Origin of the sequence: Peribacillus sp. Bi134 (assembly GCF_918698065.1) — a bacterium.
In the GTDB taxonomy this organism is placed as follows: domain Bacteria; phylum Bacillota; class Bacilli; order Bacillales; family DSM-1321; genus Peribacillus.
This window is the reverse complement of record NZ_CAKKLN010000006.1, coordinates 329,282-351,459: the sequence shown is the minus strand read 5'-3', so window position 1 is coordinate 351,459 and position 22,178 is coordinate 329,282. Positions and strand designations below refer to the sequence as shown.

Genomic DNA, 22,178 nt, shown 5'->3' with positions numbered 1-22,178 from the left:
TTTTATTTTCAATTTTCATAAAATCAACTGAAACGTTTTTTTGAGGGTTTGTAAAATTCGAACGTTGTTTTCCACTCCAGGCACTCGCTTTCCGCGGGCGGTCCGGGAGCCTCCTCGGCGCTCTTTGCGCCGAGGAGGCTTGGCAGACAGTCGGCGCAAAGGGAGAAGATTTCTGAAATCAACTGAAACATTAATAAAGAAAAAGCTGATTTTTTGAAAATCAGCTTCTGCTTAAAAGTTTTTAATTTTCTTTGCTGCATAGATTTTAAAACCGAATATGAAAACAAACCCCATTGCCAAGGCGGCTAAAGCGGACATCCATTCCCCTTTCACTAGCAGGACCAAACTGAAGACAAGGTCCTCAAATAATAGGAAATAGGAAATTAGCTTTATGACCGCAGATTCTCTCATTTTTGCTGGCAATGGATATAGTGAGACCCATACTTTCCATTCATGAGCCTTCCAAACCGGCAGCAGTTGCAGGGCTGTCATGAATAGGAACATGAACGTTACAATCAAATGTGCCCATATGTTAGTGAATACACTTAAAATCACGGATCCAATGATAGTTAAACGCAAACAAAGGCCCACATAATCATTGGATCGCAGCAGAGTACGGGCGTAAAGATAGGTATAAGTTGATTTATCACCATACGGAATGAGTGATAATAGCCAGTCCATCCATTTTCTTCTCGCTACCTTCCCTTTCAAATGAGGAACATCTGTAAACATGTTCGCTATTCGATAGAAAGAATTCATCCGTTTGTTCTCCAGTTCCACCAGCCGTTCCCACTTCAGCACAAAACCTTTAGTTGCGCTTCGGTAATACATGTAAAGACCTAACAATAATAAGAAGGTTATAAGTGCAAACAGTATATTTGCCCTTGAACAGATGAAATAAAGAATCACTCCATTAAGTAAAAAACGGATGAGAGAATCCCAATGGCTCACTGATGTATCCTGATATTTCAATACCAGCCAGCGCATGGTTAAATTCAAAAACTTCAAAATAAGCAATACGACCAGGATAATTCCAAGGTCCTTACCTCCTGCCCCCGTAACTTTCGAATACATCGGTATCGATGCAATCAGGACAACAAGAAGAATAAAGCCTTGCATGACCCAGCTTAATATCAGTGAATTCTTGAAATAGCTTCTCAACTTCGTTTCAAGCGGAAGCAGGAATACCGTATCGGGTTCTTTCAAGAAAGTATTTATCGGGCTTCTGGTTACAATGATCGATAAAACTAAGGCCATGATCAATTCAGCAGGGAAATCACTGTTTAACGTCTTCACCCAATCACTGTAATAATATGCCAAACCACCTAGAACCAATACCATGACAAAAACAAGATGGCCATTAAAAATATAACGAAGATATTTTTGCGTTTCATTTATATAGCCTAAATATCTTTCCTTCCAGAGATTTTGACTATTCATGACCGATTTCTTCTTTCGTCAATTGGATATATAAATCGTCCAGAGTTGCCCCCGGCATGGAAAATTGTTCACGAAGCTGCTCAAGATTGCCTTTTGCCCGAATTTCTCCATTATGCAATATGATGAAAGAATCACAATACCTCTCGGCTGTCGCCAGTATATGTGTAGACATTAAAATTCCCGCACCGCTCTCTTTCATCTTCCTCATCAAGTCAAGCAAGGATTGAATGCCTAATGGATCAAGACCCACGAATGGTTCGTCGACGATATATAAAGACGGTTGCACTAAAAAGGCGCACATGATCATGACCTTTTGCTTCATTCCCTTTGAAAAATGTGCCGGGAACCATTTAAGCCTTTTCTCCATATGGAATTCCTTTAACAGAACGTCCATCCTTTCTTTATATGTGGCTTCCGCCAAACCATGTGCCATGGCCGTAAGCTTTAAATGCTCCTCAAGTGTAAGCTCATCATACAGAATTGGCGTTTCTGGAACATAAGTGAATTGTTTACGATATGTATCCGGGTCCTGGGCAAGTGTTTTACCATGAATCGAGACACTTCCGCCTTTCGGCTCCATGAGTCCGATGATATGTTTGATTGTCGTACTTTTCCCAGCCCCGTTGAGCCCAATTAACCCTACTAGCTCATTTGGCTGAATTTCAAAACTTATTCCTTTTAAAACGGGCGTTTTCGTGTATCCGCCCACTAATTGCTTTATTTCCAATAAGGACATATAAACGATCCTTTCTATATAGAGGTTCTTATTTCCATTTTATCAAATTCTCCTGCTTTTATATAGTCGAGTGTTCCCGGAACTAAATTTCCATAAATAACTAATTATATTTCTCCTCCTTTGTGGTCATCATAATTAAGGAAGAAGGGGTTAGTCATTACGTGTGATTCACATCATATTGTAAATGAGGTGTCAGTTAAAGACGTATTACACTGAAATACCCATAAGATTTATTACAAATGATTCACATCATATTGTAAATGAGGTGTCAGTTAAAGACGTATAACTGAATTAAACCAGAAGCTTCATAAAAAAAATCGTTTCGAGCAAGGAGATGGTTCTCTTGCACGTAAAAGCAGAAAAATCATTCAATAATTATCAATTATGCTTTGAAAGTTGATGAAACTTTAAAGATATAGGAGATGGTTGCTTTGAATGGAAAATCTCTAATCAGATAATAACCGTATTTTACTAAAATGTAGATGAGGTGTTTGTCGCAGAGAATTTATGCTAATGCGAATTTTGAAGCAAAACCCCCTTTTTCGACAGGCAGGGTGCAACTTAATGTTGCATCCTGTTTTTATGATTTTTCCTTTTCTCAAGGATTCAAGCTATGGTACGATTAACCAAATACATTAACTTTTAAAGGAGCGTTTTTAATGAGTGATTGCATATTTTGCAAAATAATCGACGGGGAAATTCCAAGCAGTAAAGTTTTCGAAAATGAACATGTATTGGCCTTTCTCGATATCAGTCAAGTAACAAAAGGCCATACACTGGTAATACCTAAAGTACATAAGGAAAATCTTTATGAGTTGACACCTGAGATTGCCAAGAATCTTTTTGAAGTGGTACCGGAAATTGCCCGCGCCATGAAACAGGAATTCCAACCTGTAGGCCTGAACCTTTTAAACAATAACGGAGAAGCTGCAGGACAGTCCGTTTTCCATTTTCACATGCATTTAATTCCACGGCATGGGGAAGGTGACGGCTTTGGGGCAGTTTGGAAAACGAATACCAGCGACTATACACCAGATGACCTGAAACAAATCGCTGACTCCATTGCACAGCATTTAAAATGAACTGCTGGCACATGAAGGTTTCTTTCTCCTTTCTTAATATCTTTTTAAAAGAATCGAACATAAGCACGCTTGTTGCATGAAAAAACAATGATCCTAATTTGGTCCTCACTTTAAAGTGCAGGACCTTTTTTACTTTGGCCTATCATTAAAATGGATTGTCACTTAAAATTCTAAATTTTCCTCCTATTGAATTTAGTTTTCTGGTAGGATATATGAATAGTCTCAAATACTTTATCACATAGTCGCATAGGAGGAAAAAAATTGAAACGTGCACGCAATTTTAACGCTGGGCCAGCCGCCCTTCCCTTAGAAGTTTTACAAAGAGCCCAAAACGAATGGTTGAATATTGAGGATTCCGGTATGTCCGTCATGGAATTAAGCCATAGAAGTTCGGAATTCGAAAAAATTCATAACCATGCCATCCAATCATTAAAAGACCTTATGGAAATTCCTGAGAATTATGAAGTTCTCCTGCTGCAAGGAGGAGCAAGTCTGCAATTCTCCATGATTCCCATGAACATTTTGAATGATGGAAAAAGGGCAGATTATGTCCTCACTGGTTCTTGGTCGGAAAAAGCATTAAAAGAAGCCAAAAAGGTTGGTGAAACGGCCGTAGTCGCTTCATCCAAAGATGAAAAATATACGTTCATCCCTAAAGTCGAAGATATCAAATTGAATGATGATGCTGCATATCTTCATATCACAAGCAATAATACGATTTACGGAACACAGTGGAAAGATTTCCCGGAAACAGGCAACATTCCTTTAGTAGCCGATATGTCAAGTGATATTCTCAGCAAAAAGATTGATATTAGTAAATTCGGCATCATCTATGCAGGTGCACAAAAGAATCTAGGTCCGTCTGGAATCACTGTCGTAATCATCCGTAAAGACTTAATAACGGATAATGACAAAATCCCGTCCATGATGAACTATTCCATCCATTCAAAAAATAAATCTTTATACAACACTCCTCCGACATTGGCCATTTACTTATTGTCCCTTGTGTTGGATTGGGCAAAAGAACAGGGCGGCGTGGAAAAGATTGCTGAGATCAATGAAGAAAAAGCAAAAGTCATTTACGATGCCATTGACGGCAGTGATGGTTTTTATAAAGGCCATGCCCTACCGGACAGCCGTTCATTGATGAATGTAACGTTCACGCTTCCGTCAGAAGAAGCTGAAGCACAATTCCTTAAAGAAGTGAAGCAAGCAGGATTCGTAGGACTGAATGGTCACCGTTCCATCGGCGGCTGCAGAGCTTCCATCTATAATGCGGTCCCTCTTTCCCATTGCCAGGACCTTGCTGATTTCATGAAGAAGTTCCAGGAGTCGTATAAAGCGAAGGAAGCTCAAACCCTATAAATCAAACAAATATGACTTCTAAAAAAATAGGTCTTATGATATACTATTTTAAACTTCTTGCAACAGGCAATAGTGCATTGTTGAAGAAAAAATGTTAGTTGAGATGAGAATAGGAGAGATGAGTAAATGAAAACGAAAACCCTTGTGTCACTGTCCCTATTAATCGGGATTGGGGCTGCCCTGCATTTTATCGTACCTGGATTCTTCCTTGGAATGAAACCGGATATGATGCTGTTGATGATGTTTTTGGCGATTACCCTGTTTCCCGCGAAGAAGAATGTATTCATTGTCGCCCTGGCTGCTGGAGCCATCTCTGCCATGACAACTACATTTCCTGGAGGACAGATTCCAAATATCATAGACAAATTGGCAACAGCCTTTCTGTTTTACCTTTTATTCATCAGTCTTAAGAAGTTTTCAACATCCGTTGTCACCGTTAGTATCTTGACTGCCGTAGGAACAATGATTTCCGGCGCTGTCTTCCTTGGTTCGGCATATTATATCGTTTCCCTTCCAGGGCCTTTCGTTGCACTTTTCGGCGCTGTTGTACTTCCTGCCGTACTGTTAAATACAGTTGCGATGGTCATCATTTATCCAATTGTGAACGGCATTGTTAGAAAATCAAATATACCCATTAATGCATAAAGCGGGATCATCATACCTTAAAAAGCACCGGAATGTCCGGTGCTTTTTTTCCAATCTTATGAATCTGGAATTCTAGTCACAATCATCCTCCAATGATCAATGAATCAATATCCACATAAACCAAATGAAAAGCAGTAAAGCCCCAGGGAGACCCATTGCGAAGGCTCTAGCCTGGAGCACCCTCTTGGGCGGATAGATGCCAGGAGTTTTTGCTTGCCTTAGAAAATACCCCATTCCGCACAGGCATATCAGGCCTAATAAAAAAATGATTTTCATTATTAACCCACCAGTGCCATCCATGTTCCGACAGCTTGTTTTTATTATCTATATGCTGCTCTTCCCTTTATATGTAGCATTATTAATAAAGCTTCAAGTTATTTTTAAATATTATATATTTACTCTCTAAGTTTAAAAAAATATTTTTGTGATATAAAGATAAAATGGTCGATTCTCTTCCATAAGGATGAAAATTATGGTATTTTGATATCAATAGTATTTCTCTCCCTATTTATCATAATTTCCAATTGATGCAGCAGGGATTCAGACCATGGAAAGCGAAAACATATTATAAAATGAGGTGATCCTAATGAAAGCAAAATCATTACTAATTGGCTTTTTGACCGGAACAGTAGTAGCTGGTGCGGCAACCTTACTTTCAACACCGAGTTCAGGTAAAGACCTACGGACCCGCATCAAAACGAATACCGACGAAATTAAGAATACAATTGATGAGTTAAAGGTAAAAATGCTAAATATTAAAGATGACACGATGGAAGCTTCACAAATCAGCAAAGAAACGGTAAAAACGTTCATTTCGGATGTTCAGGTGGTCATCGAGAGCTGGAAGCGGGAAATCGAGCCCAATAAGAATGAATTATTGAAGAACGTTCAGGAAATTGAAAATTCATTGAAAGAATTGGAAGCGGCAGCACCTACTTCTAAAAATTAATAGCTGGCATCGACACACAAGCTTGATTCTCCATTTTTCCCAATAAATTACATGGTTTATTGGAGAAGAATGGAGAATTCATTAAAAAAACTAAAATTTTCTAAAAATTTTGCAAATATTTATCTTTATTAATTTTTATTTTATTGTCATAATAAATATATAGAATCTTATAAGTAGGTGAGCCCATAATATGCAGAATAAAAATTATTCTATGAAAGAAGCAATGATTTTTAGTCAACGAATTGCACAATTAAGCAAAGCATTATGGAAATCAATTGAAAAAGATTGGCAGCAATGGATCAAGCCCTATGATTTAAATATCAATGAGCACCATATCCTTTGGATTGCCTACCATCTTAATGGCTCTTCCATTTCAGATGTTGCAAAATTTGGGGTCATGCATGTTTCTACGGCATTTAATTTTTCAAAAAAATTAGAGGAACGCGGGTACTTAACATTTTCAAAAAAAGAAAATGACAAAAGGAATACCTATATAGAGATCACAGCGGAAGGTGAAAAAATCCTACTTGACTTAATGGAGACATATGACCCAAGTAAGAACTCTGCTTTCTCGGGTGCACTCCCACTGCGTGAGCTTTATGGCAAGTTTCCGGATATGATTGAAATGATGGCCATCATCCGAAATATATACGGTGAAGACTTCATGCAAATCTTTGAACGATCCTTCGATAACATCGATCAGGAGTTTACTGACGTGGAGGGTAAAATCACAAAAAAAAAGATAGAGAAAGAAACTGAGCCAGTTTAATCTCATACTCTATCCATTTCCTTCATGAATGATACATATAACCCCTGTGCGAGGCATGCATCAATGCATTCCTTTGTGGTTATTTTTGGATTAACCTTTCTTTCAAATTGATTAAAAAGCGGTCGAAAGTTCATATACCCTTCCGCTTTTTCTATTTCATAGCGTTTGCTCAAGATATCACATGTTTCCAATAATTCTTCCGCTTCCTTCTTCGTGAAATTTTTTTCCACAAATAGATAGTCCAACTTGGCCTCCGGATTGCGTATAAGGTTCAACAAAAGCCGTTGATGAAAACGGAGTATTTCTATTTCTTCATTTATATTTTTCATACATCACTAATCCCCAATCGATCATTCAATTTAACATAAAAGCTTATAACCAATTTTTGATTTTTCACACTCAGTAATCCTTCTTATCCCTGGTTCAGAACCTGGCATGAATTGCCCTTAGCCATGCTTACACACTAAAGTGATTTTATCTTAAATTTAATCCAAGAATTTCATTGCTTTTTCCACCCATTCATCGTAATGTATGTAAGTAAATTCAACAGCTTTGGAGGGCTGATTTCGAAATGAATTCGTGGAAAACAATTGACGTGGCAAAACAATATGGGAATTGCCGTCTGCTCTTTTTTTCAGTTTTTACTATATTGATGTCTTTTGTTCTGATCTATACATTATTTAGTGTCTTTTCAACCCATGTTATTTTGTATGGCGATCAAACAATGGTATTTTTTAGCCTATTGCTCTTATTATATCCTGTTCACAAACTATTACACTATTTACCGTTACGATTATTATGTAAAAAAGTAAAAACTTCTTGGTCCTTGAAGTGGAACGTTGTGCTTACATGCAGAGTCAATGTGCATGATCCGATTCGAAAGCATCTTTATCTCTTGACCCTTGTGTTGCCTTTCTTCATTATGTCGGCCATATTGATTGGTTGTGCCCTTAGCTTTCCGCATTACATCCATTATTTCACTATTTTATTATCTCTGCACACCGGATTATGCGTATCGGATTTTATTTATATAAAAAATCTGGTTGGTTCCCCAAGGCATTCTTTTATCGAGGAACATCTCGAAGGATACGATATACTTATTCAAAAGTGATTTCTTATTTATCCATAAAGATACCTGATAAGATTTTTAGGTATCTTTTTTCATTATAATTTGGTATCGTATTTATACATGATGTTTTGCAAGGAGGGATTTTAGGTTTTGATCTCGTTCTGGTTTATTATTTTTGCTATTTTGATCCTTTATAATATTAATAGAATGACAAACTCTTTATGCATTCAAAAGGAAATTGCTGAAGACCGGCAGCCTAAAGTATTCAGGACCATTAATGTATTAATTACTATTATGTTATTATCCTCCTATATTGAAATTTTGTATACGTAGAGATGAGCAACAAATGATGACCATCATTTGTTACATACATTGGTGATACCCGGAGCATTATCCACATAAAGAAAAAGGGCGAAGCAACAGCTTCGCCTTTTGTTTATGGGCTTATAACCAAGAAGCTCCAATGATGATTAACAGGATGAAAAGAACGACAATTAGAGCAAAGCCTCCACCTATTCCTCCAGACATTGATCTTCCTCCTTTCCATTCTTAAGTAATAGTATCTTCATGCACACTCTTATATCCGCCAAAAGGAATCCATTCCTTTCCTAGCTTGAGAATCACTTCAATCTTTTTTGTTGAGCGGCTACCCTATCCTATTCAACTCCATGGCAAAAGGAGTGGGCTCTTTCCATTATTAATTTTGCAGCCGATTAGCAAAAGGCTGCTCCTACAATTATTAATAAAATGAATAACACCACTAACAAAGCGAAGCCCCCGTTAAATCCATTACCCATTATGCTACCCCCTTTTGTTGTCCTCGATTTATCATATGTAATGGATTAATATCTGGGTAGGCGAACACCCATTTTTCAAAAAATTCTTATTCATGCACCAATATATTATTTTTTGTAAAGTAACCAGAATATGTTATAGTTAATTTTGTGGAAATACGAAAAAATAGCAAACAAGAAACTTATAACTAGGAGTTGTTTTTATGAAGAAGTGGGCATTATCGATTGCTGTTACTGCAGGGCTGATCGGACTTACAGCATGCAACAGCGACAAGGAAGCAGTCGTTGAAACTAAAGCGGGGGATATAACTAAAGAAGAATTTTACAATGTAATGAAAGACCGTTATGGTGAAACCGTTCTTCAAGAACTTGTTTATGAAAAAGTTCTTTCTGAAAAATATACAGTAACGGATAAAGAAGTTAAAGCTAAAACGGACGAACTTAAAGAGCAAATGGGTGAAAACTTCGAAACGGCCCTTGCCTCTTCCGGATATAAGAGCGAAGATGATCTTAAACGTGCACTTAAAATCGGCATGCTTCAAGAAAAAGCAGCCGTTGCCGATATAAAAGTTAAAGAAGCCGATGTGAAAAAAGCTTATGAAGACTATAAACCACAAATCAAAGCGAGACATATTCTAGTGGAAGACCAAAAAACAGCCAACGAAGTTAAAGCTAAATTGGACAAAGGCGAAGACTTCGCTAAACTTGCAAAAGAATATTCAACAGACACAGGCACAGCTGAAAAAGGCGGAGAGCTAGGCTGGTTCGGACAAGGTGAAATGGTTCCTGCATTTGAAGAGCAAGCTTACAAAATGAAGAAAGATGAAATCAGCAAGCCGATTAAATCCGATTATGGCTACCACATCATCCAACTTCTTGATACAAAAGAAAAAGAATCATACGAAGATATGAAAAAAGATCTTGAATATGATTTGAAAGTCGCTCAAATTGACCAAACTAAAGTTCAGGACATTTTGAATTCAGAAGTCAAAAAAGCGGACGTGAAGATTAAAGACGAAGATCTAAAAGATGCAATCACTTCCGGTGACGCAGCCAATGCTGAAAAATAATTGAATAGTAAAAAGCGACAGGACTTTGCCTGTCGCTTTTTTTTCATGGTTCGAGCTATGCTCCCTGATTTATATCCTTTTTACGCCTCTCGCGCTCTTCTTCCATGCGTTCAATGTACTTCTGACCTTCCTTCTCAATCCAAGCATCATCTATGAGGCGTTCCTGCCTAGCTGTCCAAATTGACATGACTGCACTGACGATTATCCCAATAAACACGAACCAGATCCAAATTGGCATGTCCATTCCCTCCCAAAAAATCTACTATTCATTTACTAGAGAATATGCGCGAACAAATAAAATATGCTTCTTTCTCCATCGAGAAAGAAGCATATTTCATTAAAATGTTGGTTTATAGAATGAACGATTATCGAGTGCGAAAACTCTTTCAGTAAATTCACCCGGTTTCACTTTTTCCAAGGCCCGGTCCATCATATTTATCTTGGCATCCATATTATCAATATAATGCAGCACTTCCGCTTCCCTAACCATTGGCGGCTTGGGACTGCCCCACTCAGCTTTACCATGGTGGCTTAGTATCAGGTGCTTAAGAATCATGATTTCTTCCGCTTCAATGCCCAATTCCTCTGCAGCTTTACCGACTTCATTCACCATGATGGTGATGTGCCCCAACAAGTTCCCTTCCACTGTATAAACAGTCGAAACAGGTCCAGATAGCTCATGTACCTTTCCAAGGTCATGCAGAATGACTCCTGCATACAAAAGATCCTTATTGAGCGAAGGATATAGGGTTGAAATGGCCTTAGCCAGCCCTAGCATCGATACAACGTGATAGGCCAGTCCCGACATATACTCATGATGGTTCTTGGTAGCAGCAGGAAACGTCAGGAATTCATTCTGATATTTTTTAATGAGGTGCCTAGTCACCCTTTGGATATTCGGATTCCTCATTTCAAAAATGAATTGAGTGATGGTTTCCATCATTTCTTCCTGACTTAAAGGCGCCGTTTGAATTAAATCGGCTTTCGTGACCCCATCAGTATCTGAAGTAATTCTAATGTTACGGATTTTCAATTGGCTGCGTCCTCGATAATTCTGGACTTCCCCTTGAACTTTCACCGTAGCTTCCGCACTGTATGTTTTCTCATCAACCTCGGAAACATCCCATAGCTTTGCCTCGATCTCCCCGGTTTTATCGCACAAAATCAATGTTAAAAACGGCTTTCCATTACTTGCCACCGCTTTTGTGCTCGTTTTAATGTACATATATATATCTACTACTTCACCAATTCCGTAGTGTATGATCCCATTTCCCATGCGACTGCCTCCGTTCAATTAAATATCAACATTATAACATACCAATCTCGTTAATGCGTTTAGTTTTCGATAATAAGTGATGGACAATGGACAGGCTGACCTTCTCTCTTATCACTCCACAAAAAAACCAGGCTTGACCCCAAGCCTGGCTCTCCAATCAAATCTATTTCAACAGTTTTTGTTCGGACAATACGCGCACTTGTCCTGGCCGTCAATTCGGTAATATAAACAACATGTCACCCGTTTATAAGGATTCATGGACTCCGGAACACTTTTTTCCCCAATGAATCGTTTAAAGGGGGAACGCGGTTCAATATTCAGCCATACTTCATCTTCAAGCAGTTTTTCAATGTCCTTTTCAACTCGCGTCTTTATATCAGTCTGCTTCAATAACTCACTATACATCCATACCGTATAGCTCCAAATATTTTCCCAGAGTACTAGTTTTGATATTTTAGCAGTTCCGGAAAAGAAGCGAATGGCATCAGCACCAAAGCTGCTCAATATGGAATGGAGGGCAGAAGGGCTTTCCTTTTCCGAGACATTGCTCCAACTGTTAGTTTTCAGTAAAAAGTTCGGGAGCCAATGTTCATCTTCCTGATCATCCAAAACACCAATATCCAGAAGTCTGCCTTCCCAGATAAGCCGATGTTTGCTTAACATGTAAAATTGTGCCGTGACAAAAAAAGCATAGCGTCTGAACCACATTGAAATGGCTACCCCTGACGTTTCCGCCCCAGTCCGGGCTTGTGCATACTGAATAAGTTCATCAGCATGATTGAAGGTCTTGGAAACTTTGGCCTCATCTCGGAAGGATATGCGATATCCTTGCAGCTCTTTTTCCATGGATGGTGTGAGTTTATGCATTGGCCAGCGCTTTTATCTGACTTTGGGCGTAGCGGCCTTTACCAAACGGGACGCACATGGGACTGCCGAAAATTGGATCAAAGGATATTTGGCAGTCCATGCTGAATACATGCTGTACCAATTCAGGGGTGATGATATCCTCTGGCCGGCCTTGAGCGTGTATCGCCCCATCTTTAAGTGCCACCAGATTATCCGCATAACGGCAAGCTAAATTCAAATCATGAAGCACCATCACGATCGTTCTGTTCTCAAACTCATTCAAGTCGAACAATAAGTCCAAAATCTCGATTTGATGGGTCATATCAAGATATGTAGTCGGCTCATCCAATAATATGATGTCCGTATTCTGAGCCAGCGTCATGGCTATCCATGCCCGTTGCTTCTGGCCTCCCGATAATTCATCGACTGCCTGATCCTTTAAATCGGTCAGGTTCGTTGCTTCGATCGCCTTTTGAACTTTTTCTTCATCCACGGAACTCCACTGTTTCAACCAACTTTGATAAGGATATCTTCCTTGTTTAACAAGCTGATATACTGTAAGCCCTTCAGGGGCAACCGGGGATTGTGGAAGAATCGCCATCTTTCTTGCTACATCCTTCGATGACATGGTCGAAATCGCTTTGCCTTCGAGCAAAACTGATCCGGATTGAGGTTTTAACAATCGGGCAACAGACCTTAGAAGTGTTGATTTTCCACATCCATTAGCACCGATGAATACGGTGATTTCCCCTTTGGGTATTTCTATATTCATATCATTTATAATTAATTTATCACCATAACCGAGCGATAAAGACTGTGTGTTAATAGCTGGTCGCATTAAAATACTCCCCTTTTAGTCTAATAATACCAGTTTAATGAAAATGATTCTCACTGTCAATCTTAAAAAAGAATATAAACCAAAAACTCCATGTCCCATTCCTGTTTGATTCATTAAAGTGAATGCTCTTTTAAAGATATGAAGCTTCCTTTGGAAACATTAATGCCATTTTCCCATACCATGCATGCAGCTTCCCGATTCATCAGTGCGTGCTTCTCCGCTGGACTAGCCTTTTCTCCATTTAGGGAAAAAAAAAGCCCTCCATATGGAGAGCTTTTTAACCTACCAGCAGGCGTTTTGTACAATGTGCCAAGGATTCATCCCTAATGAAGGTAAATAAATCCTGATCGATAAAAGGAATTAATCCTTCTGCAATATTCCATGCATTGACCTCTATTTGATAAAGGATTTCTGATTTTCCTGTACTGTGTAGCTCCTCACTAAGCACAGCGAGATCAGGGTCTGATGCGTGGCCCATCTCATGTGTAAGGATCACCCATGTATATTCCTCAAGCCTTGCAAGCGAGCCTAGGGAGCGCTCACACTGAATTTCGATATCTCTCTCATATAAAGTGATGCTATGTCCTTTGGCGGAATATTTTCCCCCAACACACCGTTTACCAGGAAACTCCTTTTCGATGATTAACTTCAAAGAAGAATCATGGTGGCTTACAAACTCATTCATATTCAATGACTTCACTCTCTTTATCTATAGTTTAAAACCCATTATATTTCAGGGATGATCAAATCATTCATATCCTGGCGCAATACGGGGCTGGATAGACGGATCACTTGATTTTCGCTAAAGTGCTCCATTATATATCGGTGACAAGTAAAAAATAAAATTTGCCGCTTTTCCGAAATTTTTTTCAATAACTCGAGCATCCGTTTTGTCCTTTCCGCATCAAAATTGACGAAACTATCATCAATGATGAGAGGGAATGAATCATTTTCAAAAGTATGGTCAGCAAGTGCAAGCCTTAGGGAAACATAAATTTGCTCTGCTGTCCCGCGACTGACCTCTTCAACCCTGAAACTCAAACCATCATTGCGCTGTACCCAAATTCCTTCACCCGACTGATCAAGTATGATCTTACGATAGCTCCCATTCGTTAAAAAGGAAAAGTGCCGCTCGGCATCAGCGATGACCTTAGGTAGGCGTTCCCTTTTATATCGGTCCAATGTTTTATTCAATAAGCTTTTGGCTATTGCCAATTTCGCCCATTCCTTCGCCTCTTCGTTAAAAGCAGCTTTTTCTTCATGAAAACGATGAAGTAAATCATCATAAATCCCTGAAACTTCAAGCTGTTTTATCTTATGCCTCGCATCCGCCTGCTTCTCTAATAAGTGGGATTTCACCTTTACAGAATCCTTCCGCTTCCGTTCCAAATTTTCAAATGTATAAGTATTGATCTCCTGTTTTAAGTAAGTTCGGATTTGATCAGGCAGCATTCTGGATTGCCCAATTTGAATGGCAATCAAATCAAGCTGTTTTTGTAAAGTGATTTTCTTTTCGGACAATGCAGCGTCATGCCTGAATTCTTCCTCGTCATTGGCCTTCGCTAACTTAAAAAGCATTTCCATTTCTGCATCAAGATAGCCATTTTCCAACGTCAGCTGCTCGATTTCGTTCGTCAAACGACTTCGTTCCTGCATCCATTGCGTTAGTTGAACCGAGAATTCAACCGCTTTATACAATTCCCGCTTCAATAGGCCAATCGCTTCCCGCCATGTGGATGGTTCAAAATCAAGGCTGTGTGCAAAATGAAATAAAGCCTTTGATTTACCCTCAAATTCTGCCTGCAGAAAATTATGCCTCTTGATTGATTCATATTTCCTATCAACGGCTTCCTTCCATTTCTCAAGAAGTTCAAATACAGATTCAAGATTGATTTCCATTCCGGAATAAGACAGACCCCAACCGCTTAAGATGCTCCTCAATTCTTTATCCAACTGGTCCCTTCTAGCTTCCCAATCGGCATACTCCTGAATGGTCGATTCAAACGCTTCCTCCCTTTCTTCATATTTGAAACTTTCACTTTCAAAACGCCTTTGGAGACGTTGGTCCATTTCAAGCAGCCGACCCATCGACTCTCCTTCACTCCCCCTATTGGTCTCACTCCCAATTGCTGCCCTTTTCCTTTTCATCTCATCCAATTGCCTGATATACCCGGACAATACATCAACACCTTTAAAAAGATACCTGGAAACCGCAAACAGAACAGCCACGGCTAGTAGTATCATCCCCAACAAAATCTGTTCACTGAAATAACTTCCAATAGCACCTAAACAAAGAAGTGCTATTAAACTGCCATTCATGATATGTGAACGTTTGCGATTATCCGCTTCCTTCTTCCTCTGTAATGCCAATTGCTTTTCAAGTTCAAGTATTTGTTCATCAAGTATAAGCGATTGTGCTGCTTCAAATTCGATGTTATTCTGCTTGTTGTATATGGACTCCAGCTCGATTCTTTTTTCATCTGGCATTAACTGGGCCTTTATCTCCTTCAAGCGGGCTTCTGTCGTTTCCAAACTTCCCTTTTGCAGTTCATATTTCTCATCAAGCTGCTTTTGATCATTTTGGAGTTGATGCTTTTCCCTCTCAGCCCTTTTCACCTTTTCCTTCATGAATGTACTGATATCCAGTTTTCTTATTTCATCATCAGAAACATCCAAGAATAATTCCTGCTTCACCTTTTCGATATTCTTTTCTTCCAACAGCCTTTCGTGTTCCGCTTTTCTCATATCCAGCTCGAGCTTCTCCAGCAATGTTCCTTGATCGATTGCATGTTCAATTTGCTCTTTATGCTCCTTGATGAACGGATTGATTTCGATTTCCGTGAGTTTCCCCTCAAGTTTGTCCTTTTTCTCAGTCAATGCCGCAAGTTGGGCTTTCATGGGCATTCCAACTGCCTGTAGCTGTTCAAGTCTTTTTAAGCCATCAACAGGAAAACTCACATCCGGAATTTTACTTATTTCGGCCTCAAGTTCCCCCTGTTCTTCAACCAATGGTTTAATTCGCAAAAAAGTACTCACGTTAACAAGGTTTTCTTCTATCTCTTGAATATCTTCCGTGACTTTGTAGAGCTCCTCCTTAAGTTTTGCTTCCTCCTGAAGTAATGCCGTATACGACTGCTGTTCTTCTTCTGATGCTTTCACCTTTTTCTGCAATTCCTTAAGTTCTTTCAATCTCACATTCAGTAAAGGTTTTTGGCCTGATGGCTTGAACCTCGAATCGAGCTCTTTTTGCAATTTCGTTTCGGCTTCAAGAAGTTTATCATTCCCGATCAGCCCAGCTGAAAGCAGATATTTACTCATGGTCCCTTCACTTAGTGTATGTAATCCCTGCAGCCCTTGAAGGTCGAAAGAAAAAATGGCTTGGTAATAGTTTTTATCAACTCCATGGAGAATCTCATTCAATTCTTCCTCGCCGCCGACCCTTCCATCCTCGAAGGTCAATTTTACATCGCCAGTAGCTTTTCCCTTCACACGTTCAATAACGATTTCCCCATCTTTTTTTGTTATGAGACTGAGCCTTCCCCCATATTTGGCATGCATTTTGGGCTCGTAACGCGGTTCGTTTTGAACCTTTGTCGGAAAACCAAACAGCATACTATGAATGAAGGACATGATGGTTGACTTGCCCGATTCATTTTCCCCAAAGAAAATCTGCAGCTGTCCCAATTCAGGAAAACGCTGATTTTCCAGTTTGCCGTAACCATAAACATGGAGGTCTTTAATAATCAAATCCGTTCCTCCTCCCTACACTCATTTATTCGCATCAAAAACTTGCAATAGCCATCTTTCCGCTTCATCCACAAGTTCCCTTTGCTCCTTTGGCTCTATTGTATCAAGAAACCTTCTTGCACCCGGATGAATATAAAGCGGGGCCAGAGCAGCATCCGTATCATCAAATTCAGATGCAAGCATTGATACCTCAGCCATAAATGGCAATAATGTTTCATTTGACTTAATCATCGGTATCGATTGGATGATTTTGATTTTATACACCCAGACAAACGATTCCCCCTGGTCCTCTTCCTGCAAGATCCGGGTCAATTCTTCAAGATATTCCCCGGAAGCCCCTGCTGCGTCACCTGCATCCAGCTTCAATTCCAAAAGAAAGCTTCTCCCATCGAAGCCCTTCCGTTCAATTACTTCCCTGCATTGCTTGAACAGGGCATCAAATCCACCATCCGCGGTTATTTCAATTGTTTCGCTTTCCCATATCACTTCAGAAGTTTCAATAAAGGAATGACGCTTCATGTCCCCGTCGAATTCGACGAGCAGGCACCCTTTAACGCCAGACTCCTTTCTGTTCCTGCCTTGAATATTTCCTGGGTATATCACTAGCGGATCTTCTGAAACTACCTGATGCTTATGAATATGGCCTAATGCCCAGTAATCGAAATCTTTGGCAGCTAGTTCCTTCAATGAAAAAGGGGCGTATGGGCTATGTTCGGAATTGCCTTCCAAATTCCCATGAAGCAGCCCTATATGATAATCGGCCCCTTCAGCTTTTATGTAGGTTTCGATCATTCTTTCCCTTACGTGACGGCGCGGATAACTGAACCCATAAAGGTGGACAGTCGTCCCATCGATTTTTTCAAACCGTTTCACTTCGGTTTGCCCTGAAAATATGTGGACATTATCCGGCAGCTCCACAGTAATCCATGAGCCGCTGAGATGATCATGGTTACCATGAATGATATAGGCAGGGATCTGATGCTGCTGGAGTTTTTCCATTTCAGTCCGAAAGCGGACCTGTGTCCGGAGACTCCGATTCTCCCCATCAAATAAATCCCCCGATAACACGATAAAGTCAACCTGAAGGGAAATTGCTTCATTAATGATGGTTTGAAAAGCTTTAAAAGGAGCTTCCCTTAATTCCTTTAATATAGATGACGGCATATCCTTCAACCCTGAAAAGGGACTATCCAGATGGAGATCCGCCGCATGAATGAACCTCACACCGCTCAATAGTGTCACCTCGATTTCTATCAACGTTTCACATTTAATTTTAACATGAATAGAACATACTTTCCCATACATTATTATTTTAATATGTCATCATGCAGTATGGGCAAATTCAACAGGAAAAAGACCGAATGGCGTGAATATTGTTTCATTCACGGCATTCGGTCTTTTTCATCATTCAAAAATATCCATACTTAAATAGCGTTCACCATTATCCGGTGCAATGCATAATACTCGTTTTCCACTTCCAAGACGACGGGCTTCCTGCAGGGCAGTCCAGACAGAGGCACCTCCTGAAGGTCCAATCAATATACCTTCCTTCGAAGCCAGATCCTTCATGGTGGATATCGCATCTTCATCAGCCGCTTGAACGATTTCATCAAATACCTCTGTATTTAAGATGCTGGGGATAAATCCAGGGCTCGTACCCACTAACTTATGAGGACCAGGCTTTCCGCCCGAAAGAACTGGGGAACCCTTAGGTTCGACAACTACAACCCTTAAATCCGGCAGATGTTCTTTTAAGGCTTCACCTGTACCGGTTATCGTTCCTCCCGTTCCAGCAGTAGCGACAAACACATCCAGTTTACCATCCATCTGATCCAGAATCTCGACTGCTGTCGTCACTCTGTGAATATCAGGATTGGCTTGGTTTTCGAATTGCTGCGGAATAAAGCTATTAGGAATTTCTGCGGCTAGTTCCTCAGCTTTACGGATGGCTCCCGGCATCCGCTCTGATGCAGGGGTTAGGACAACTTCCGCTCCGTATGCCTTTAAGATATTGATTCTTTCTTTCGACATATTATCCGGCATGACCATAATCGCCCGATACCCCTTTGCCGCGGCATTCATAGCAAGCCCAATACCTGTATTACCTGATGTTGGTTCTATGATCGTGGCCCCGGATTGAATGATGCCGTCCAGTTCAGCCTGCCTAATTAAGTTGAAGGCAGCTCGATCCTTTACACTGCGGCTCGGATTGAAATATTCAAGTTTCACAAATACTTCAGCATCACCCTCCGCCGTTAAATGATTAATCCTTACAACAGGTGTATCTCCTATCAATTCAGTGATATTATTAACGATTTTTACCGTCATTCAAAAAATCCCCCTTCGATCCATACACTTCCTAGATGCACTTTTACTCAGGTTCATTATATCATTTATGATTTTTCATTTTAAAGAGAGAATTCCTCTAGTATAAATAGGTTTTGTTTTGAAGTTAGTTCGGTATAGTTATTTTCCATCGTTTTTCAAGATATTCAGCTACATATCAATATTCCCTGTCTTAATACATTTCCCTCACATAACAATAGTCAAAATTGACAGATAATGATAAAATTTTGATAACAGTTACTAAGACAATAACATTTTTGATAAGGGAGTTTTTGAAATGAGCAGAATATACAAATTAACCGTTTTTGAACCGTCAGGGGAAAAACTATTGGATGAATCATTTACAGCCGAGAATGATGAGCAAGCTAAAGAATTGGGACAAGATCTGTTGAAGGAAAAAAACTATCAGGATCGAACACATCGCTGTACATCACCGTCAGGCGCTTTATTGCTTTTTCATCGCTGATCGAAAATGGAAGCGCAATCACTAAAACATGATCAAGTTTCAGACACATTCCTTATATAAAAAAGGCCGTCACAATAACGTGACGGCCTTTTTCATTCATTTTCCGATGAAGTTCGGTTTCCTTTTTTCCACGAATGCTTTTATTCCCTCTTGATGGTCCGCTGTTTGGCGCATTTTCATCTGGGCAGCTTTTTCAATCTCAAGGATCTTAATCAATAGCGGGCGATTTTTTTCACTAAGGATTTTTTTCGTTTTAATCATGGCCTGAACCGGGCTTTGCAGCCATGATTGCACTTTCTTCTCTACCGCATGTTCCAAGGTTCCGTCAGCCACTTCATGAATGAGGCCCTTTTCTTTTGCTTCAAGCGCAGTAAGCACTTTACCTTCCCAGATTAGTTCTTTTGCACCCACTTCTCCAAGACGGCGTTCAAGGAAGAAGTGTCCCCCGCCATCGGGGATTAATCCAATCCCGATAAAATTCATCGCAACCTTACTTTCCGAATCGGCAATAAGATGATCGGTTGCAAGAGCTATACTTAACCCAAGCCCTGCAGCTGCGCCATGAATGGCACTGATGGTCAATTTAGGCATGAAGTATAGAGTGGTCACCAATTCACTGATTCCATCCATCAGTTCATCGAAAGCGTTTTCTTTTCCAGGCGAGAGCATCATCTTAATGTCACCACCTGCGGAAAATGCTTTCCCATTCCCTTTTAAAATGACGACATCCACATCATCATTCTCACTTACTTCCTTCAGGGCATGAATAAAGTCATGCAGCATTTTCGGATTTAAAGCATTCATGGCCTCTGGACGGTTCATTGCAACAGTGGCAGTCCTGTCCGAATATGTGACTAAAACAGTGCCTGCAGGTGATGTCGATTCAATACTCAATTTATTTCCTCCTCTTTCGTTCTATGACTCTATTATATATTCCTCACCATTATCAGAATAGGGGGAAAAGTTACAATTATACAGATCCAGCATTATTTATTGATATATTTATCCTGAAGCTGATCACGCAATGCCCTTTTCAAGAACTTCCCAACACCCGTTTTCGGAATTTCATCCAAAAAGACCACTTCATCCGGCAGCCACCATTTTGCAAACTGCGGCATTAAGAATTCGATGATGTCTTCCTGGGACACTTGCCCCTTATATGCGCCCTTCAAGACAACACAAGCGATCGGCCGTTCCTGCCATTTTTCGTGAGGCACTGCAATTACCGCCGCCTCAAAGATTCCTTCATGGGCCATTAATGCATTCTCTATATCTACGGAAGAAATCCACTCACCGCCGCTTTTTATCAAATCTTTCGTCCGGTCAACGATTTTGACGAATCCTTCTTCATCAATCGTGACAACATCCCCCGTATACAGCCAGCCATCTTTAAACGTATCCTCTGACCGTTCATCCTTAAAATACTCATTCGCTATCCAAGGACCCCTGATCAGCAATTCGCCCATTTCTTTTCCATCTGGTTTCACTTCGCCGTCCTGACCGACCACTTTAATTTCTATCATTGGCGAAACAAGGCCCTGCTTGGCCTTCAACTCATAAAGTTCTTCTTCAGGGAGGTCCTCCTGATAGCTTTTTGGTTTCGAAACAAAAACAAGCGGGCTCGTTTCAGTCATTCCATAGGCATGCAGGAATGGTATCCCATACTTTTGTTCAAAGGTTTGAATCATGCTTTTTGGAGCAGCCGACCCTCCGCATAGAACAGTGCGAATGCTGCTCGTATCATGGGTGCCTTCTTCCAGCTCCTTCAATAAGCCCAGCCATATCGTCGGAACCCCTGCTGCGATTGTAACCTTCTCCTTTTCTATAAGCTCAGCCAAAATCTTTGGGGTGAAATAGGGTCCCGGCAAAACCATCTTCGTTCCAAACCAAACACTGGCAAAAGGCATGCCCCAAGCATTTACATGAAACATCGGCACGACAGGAAGGGCTACATCACGTTCGCTTAATGCTGTGGAATCGGCAAGCCCCAGTGCAATCGCATGCAGCAAAATTCCGCGATGTGAATAAACCACACCTTTCGGATTTCCAGTCGTGGCGGAAGTATAACATATGCCGGCAGGCGCATTTTCATCCAAGGTTTGAATGAATGGCTGTTTCGGATTCCCCTCGGCTAATAATTTTTCATAATGATAAATGGGTGAAAGGGTCGTTTCAGGCAGCTCCTCTTTATCCGTCATAATGATGTACCCTTCCACTGTCGTTAACTCATCTTTAATTGCTTCCAAGAGGGGAATGACATCTGGGTCTATCAGTAATAATCGATCCTCCGCACTATTGACGATATAAGAAACATGTTGAGGAGACAGACGCATATTGATTGTATGAAGGACAGCACCATGACAAGGAATCGCAAAATATGCTTCTAAATGCCGATGATGGTTCCAGGCAAGCGTTCCAATACGGTCACCGGTTTGAATGCCGAATTTTTCAAGATTACTGGCCAGCCTTCTTGTACGCTCAGCAATCTCTGCATATGTAAATGTGTGAATTCCACCATCCGTACGCGAAACTACCTCTTTCTTCGGAAAATATTTTTCAGCTCTCTCAATGATTTGAGTCATGATCAATGGAGTATCCATCATTACAATCTCCCCCTTATATTAAAAGCATCCTCATTATATATTCGACCAGAAAAAATATAATCCTTTATCCCTAGGTGCCTTTTACGATTATTTTGAATTTGGGTTTATCTAGATAAAATTTTTAAATCAGTTTGACG

Annotated in this window: 24 protein-coding genes; 9 read left to right on the top strand and 15 right to left on the bottom strand. The window is 40.2% G+C overall.

Features of this window, described 5'->3' with window-relative positions; genetic code table 11:
- Positions 1 to 231: 231 nt before the first annotated feature.
- Both LQ188_RS15535 and LQ188_RS15530 read right to left on the bottom strand, forming a co-directional pair.
- Positions 232 to 1,440 carry an ABC transporter permease gene (locus LQ188_RS15535; RefSeq protein ID WP_230177341.1) on the bottom strand — a complete coding sequence of 403 codons (1,209 nt, stop codon included), beginning with the start codon at positions 1,438 to 1,440 and terminating at the stop codon, positions 232 to 234.
- Positions 1,433 to 2,176 (bottom strand): ABC transporter ATP-binding protein, encoded by a 744-nt coding sequence (locus LQ188_RS15530; RefSeq protein ID WP_101224178.1) that lies wholly within the window; start codon positions 2,174 to 2,176, stop codon positions 1,433 to 1,435. The genes LQ188_RS15535 and LQ188_RS15530 overlap by 8 nt, the downstream gene beginning before the upstream one ends.
- 659 nt (positions 2,177 to 2,835) lie before the next feature.
- Here LQ188_RS15530 and LQ188_RS15525 point away from each other — a divergent pair.
- The 5 genes from LQ188_RS15525 (at position 2,836) to LQ188_RS15505 (ending at position 6,986) form a co-directional block, all read left to right on the top strand.
- Entirely contained in the window at positions 2,836 to 3,258 is a 423-nt protein-coding gene (locus tag LQ188_RS15525; protein WP_053534082.1) for an HIT family protein, read from the top strand.
- Between the two features lie 261 nt (positions 3,259 to 3,519).
- Positions 3,520 to 4,623 carry a 3-phosphoserine/phosphohydroxythreonine transaminase gene (serC, locus tag LQ188_RS15520; RefSeq protein WP_101224179.1) on the top strand — a complete coding sequence of 368 codons (1,104 nt, stop codon included), beginning with the start codon at positions 3,520 to 3,522 and terminating at the stop codon, positions 4,621 to 4,623.
- A gap of 126 nt (positions 4,624 to 4,749) precedes the next feature.
- The gene (locus tag LQ188_RS15515; protein ID WP_076367276.1) at positions 4,750 to 5,268 is read left to right on the top strand and encodes a tryptophan transporter; all 519 of its coding nucleotides are present in this window, start codon (positions 4,750 to 4,752) and stop codon (positions 5,266 to 5,268) included.
- Between the two features lie 586 nt (positions 5,269 to 5,854).
- Complete coding sequence (locus LQ188_RS15510; protein ID WP_101224181.1) at positions 5,855 to 6,217, top strand: YtxH domain-containing protein; 363 nt, start codon at positions 5,855 to 5,857, stop codon at positions 6,215 to 6,217.
- Between the two features lie 190 nt (positions 6,218 to 6,407).
- Positions 6,408 to 6,986, top strand: coding sequence for an HTH-type transcriptional regulator Hpr (locus LQ188_RS15505; protein WP_034314691.1), 579 nt, complete (start codon positions 6,408 to 6,410; stop codon positions 6,984 to 6,986).
- A gap of 2 nt (positions 6,987 to 6,988) precedes the next feature.
- On the opposite strand, the gene LQ188_RS15500 is transcribed toward LQ188_RS15505, so the two are convergent.
- Complete coding sequence (locus LQ188_RS15500) at positions 6,989 to 7,315, bottom strand: DUF1878 family protein (RefSeq protein ID WP_101224182.1); 327 nt, start codon at positions 7,313 to 7,315, stop codon at positions 6,989 to 6,991.
- 242 nt (positions 7,316 to 7,557) lie between these two features.
- Here LQ188_RS15500 and LQ188_RS27010 point away from each other — a divergent pair, with 242 nt between their 5' ends.
- Together LQ188_RS27010 and LQ188_RS15495 are read left to right on the top strand one after the other, a co-directional pair.
- Entirely contained in the window at positions 7,558 to 8,097 is a 540-nt protein-coding gene (locus tag LQ188_RS27010) for a DUF3267 domain-containing protein (protein ID WP_363320594.1), read from the top strand.
- A 108-nt stretch (positions 8,098 to 8,205) separates the two neighbouring features.
- Entirely contained in the window at positions 8,206 to 8,388 is a 183-nt protein-coding gene (locus tag LQ188_RS15495; protein ID WP_034314696.1) for a hypothetical protein, read from the top strand.
- 111 nt (positions 8,389 to 8,499) lie between these two features.
- Here the strand turns inward: LQ188_RS15495 and LQ188_RS15490 are convergent, their stop codons facing one another.
- Positions 8,500 to 8,583, bottom strand: a complete 84-nt coding sequence (locus tag LQ188_RS15490; RefSeq protein WP_061462016.1) for a YjcZ family sporulation protein — start codon at positions 8,581 to 8,583, stop codon at positions 8,500 to 8,502.
- 185 nt (positions 8,584 to 8,768) lie between these two features.
- Positions 8,769 to 8,852, bottom strand: a complete 84-nt coding sequence (locus tag LQ188_RS15485; protein WP_083450669.1) for a YjcZ family sporulation protein — start codon at positions 8,850 to 8,852, stop codon at positions 8,769 to 8,771.
- Positions 8,853 to 9,052: 200 nt separating this feature from the next.
- On the opposite strand from LQ188_RS15485, the gene LQ188_RS15480 reads away from it, so the two are divergent.
- Positions 9,053 to 9,919, top strand: coding sequence for a peptidylprolyl isomerase (locus LQ188_RS15480; RefSeq protein WP_101224184.1), 867 nt, complete (start codon positions 9,053 to 9,055; stop codon positions 9,917 to 9,919).
- A 55-nt stretch (positions 9,920 to 9,974) separates the two neighbouring features.
- Here LQ188_RS15480 and LQ188_RS15475 read toward each other — a convergent pair whose 3' ends face one another.
- From LQ188_RS15475 to cysK, 8 genes are all read right to left on the bottom strand, one after another.
- Positions 9,975 to 10,163: a sporulation YhaL family protein gene (locus LQ188_RS15475; protein WP_048677962.1), complete on the bottom strand. Its 189-nt coding sequence runs from the start codon at positions 10,161 to 10,163 to the stop codon at positions 9,975 to 9,977.
- A gap of 93 nt (positions 10,164 to 10,256) precedes the next feature.
- Complete coding sequence (yhaM, locus tag LQ188_RS15470; RefSeq protein WP_101224185.1) at positions 10,257 to 11,195, bottom strand: 3'-5' exoribonuclease YhaM; 939 nt, start codon at positions 11,193 to 11,195, stop codon at positions 10,257 to 10,259.
- A 168-nt stretch (positions 11,196 to 11,363) separates the two neighbouring features.
- A complete protein-coding gene (locus LQ188_RS15465; protein WP_230177340.1) occupies positions 11,364 to 12,062 on the bottom strand; it encodes a (2Fe-2S)-binding protein in 699 nt (232 codons plus the stop codon).
- Positions 12,055 to 12,879 carry an ABC transporter ATP-binding protein gene (locus tag LQ188_RS15460; protein WP_230177339.1) on the bottom strand — a complete coding sequence of 275 codons (825 nt, stop codon included), beginning with the start codon at positions 12,877 to 12,879 and terminating at the stop codon, positions 12,055 to 12,057. The genes LQ188_RS15465 and LQ188_RS15460 overlap by 8 nt, the downstream gene beginning before the upstream one ends.
- 277 nt (positions 12,880 to 13,156) lie before the next feature.
- A complete protein-coding gene (locus LQ188_RS15455; protein WP_230177338.1) occupies positions 13,157 to 13,564 on the bottom strand; it encodes a hypothetical protein in 408 nt (135 codons plus the stop codon).
- A 41-nt stretch (positions 13,565 to 13,605) separates the two neighbouring features.
- On the bottom strand, positions 13,606 to 16,626 hold the full coding sequence (locus LQ188_RS15450; protein WP_230177337.1) for an AAA family ATPase: 3,021 nt from the start codon (positions 16,624 to 16,626) through the stop codon (positions 13,606 to 13,608).
- Positions 16,627 to 16,647: 21 nt separating this feature from the next.
- Positions 16,648 to 17,850 (bottom strand): DNA repair exonuclease, encoded by a 1,203-nt coding sequence (locus LQ188_RS15445; RefSeq protein WP_230177442.1) that lies wholly within the window; start codon positions 17,848 to 17,850, stop codon positions 16,648 to 16,650.
- Between the two features lie 180 nt (positions 17,851 to 18,030).
- Positions 18,031 to 18,954, bottom strand: a complete 924-nt coding sequence (cysK, locus tag LQ188_RS15440; protein WP_101224192.1) for a cysteine synthase A — start codon at positions 18,952 to 18,954, stop codon at positions 18,031 to 18,033.
- Positions 18,955 to 19,249: 295 nt separating this feature from the next.
- Here cysK and LQ188_RS15435 point away from each other — a divergent pair, with 295 nt between their 5' ends.
- A complete protein-coding gene (locus tag LQ188_RS15435) occupies positions 19,250 to 19,438 on the top strand; it encodes a YhzD family protein (RefSeq protein ID WP_101224193.1) in 189 nt (62 codons plus the stop codon).
- A gap of 96 nt (positions 19,439 to 19,534) precedes the next feature.
- On the opposite strand, the gene LQ188_RS15430 is transcribed toward LQ188_RS15435, so the two are convergent.
- Together LQ188_RS15430 and LQ188_RS15425 are read right to left on the bottom strand one after the other, a co-directional pair.
- On the bottom strand, positions 19,535 to 20,332 hold the full coding sequence (locus LQ188_RS15430; protein ID WP_101224194.1) for an enoyl-CoA hydratase: 798 nt from the start codon (positions 20,330 to 20,332) through the stop codon (positions 19,535 to 19,537).
- A gap of 92 nt (positions 20,333 to 20,424) precedes the next feature.
- Positions 20,425 to 22,041: a long-chain fatty acid--CoA ligase gene (locus tag LQ188_RS15425; RefSeq protein ID WP_101224195.1), complete on the bottom strand. Its 1,617-nt coding sequence runs from the start codon at positions 22,039 to 22,041 to the stop codon at positions 20,425 to 20,427.
- Positions 22,042 to 22,178 lie beyond the last annotated feature (137 nt).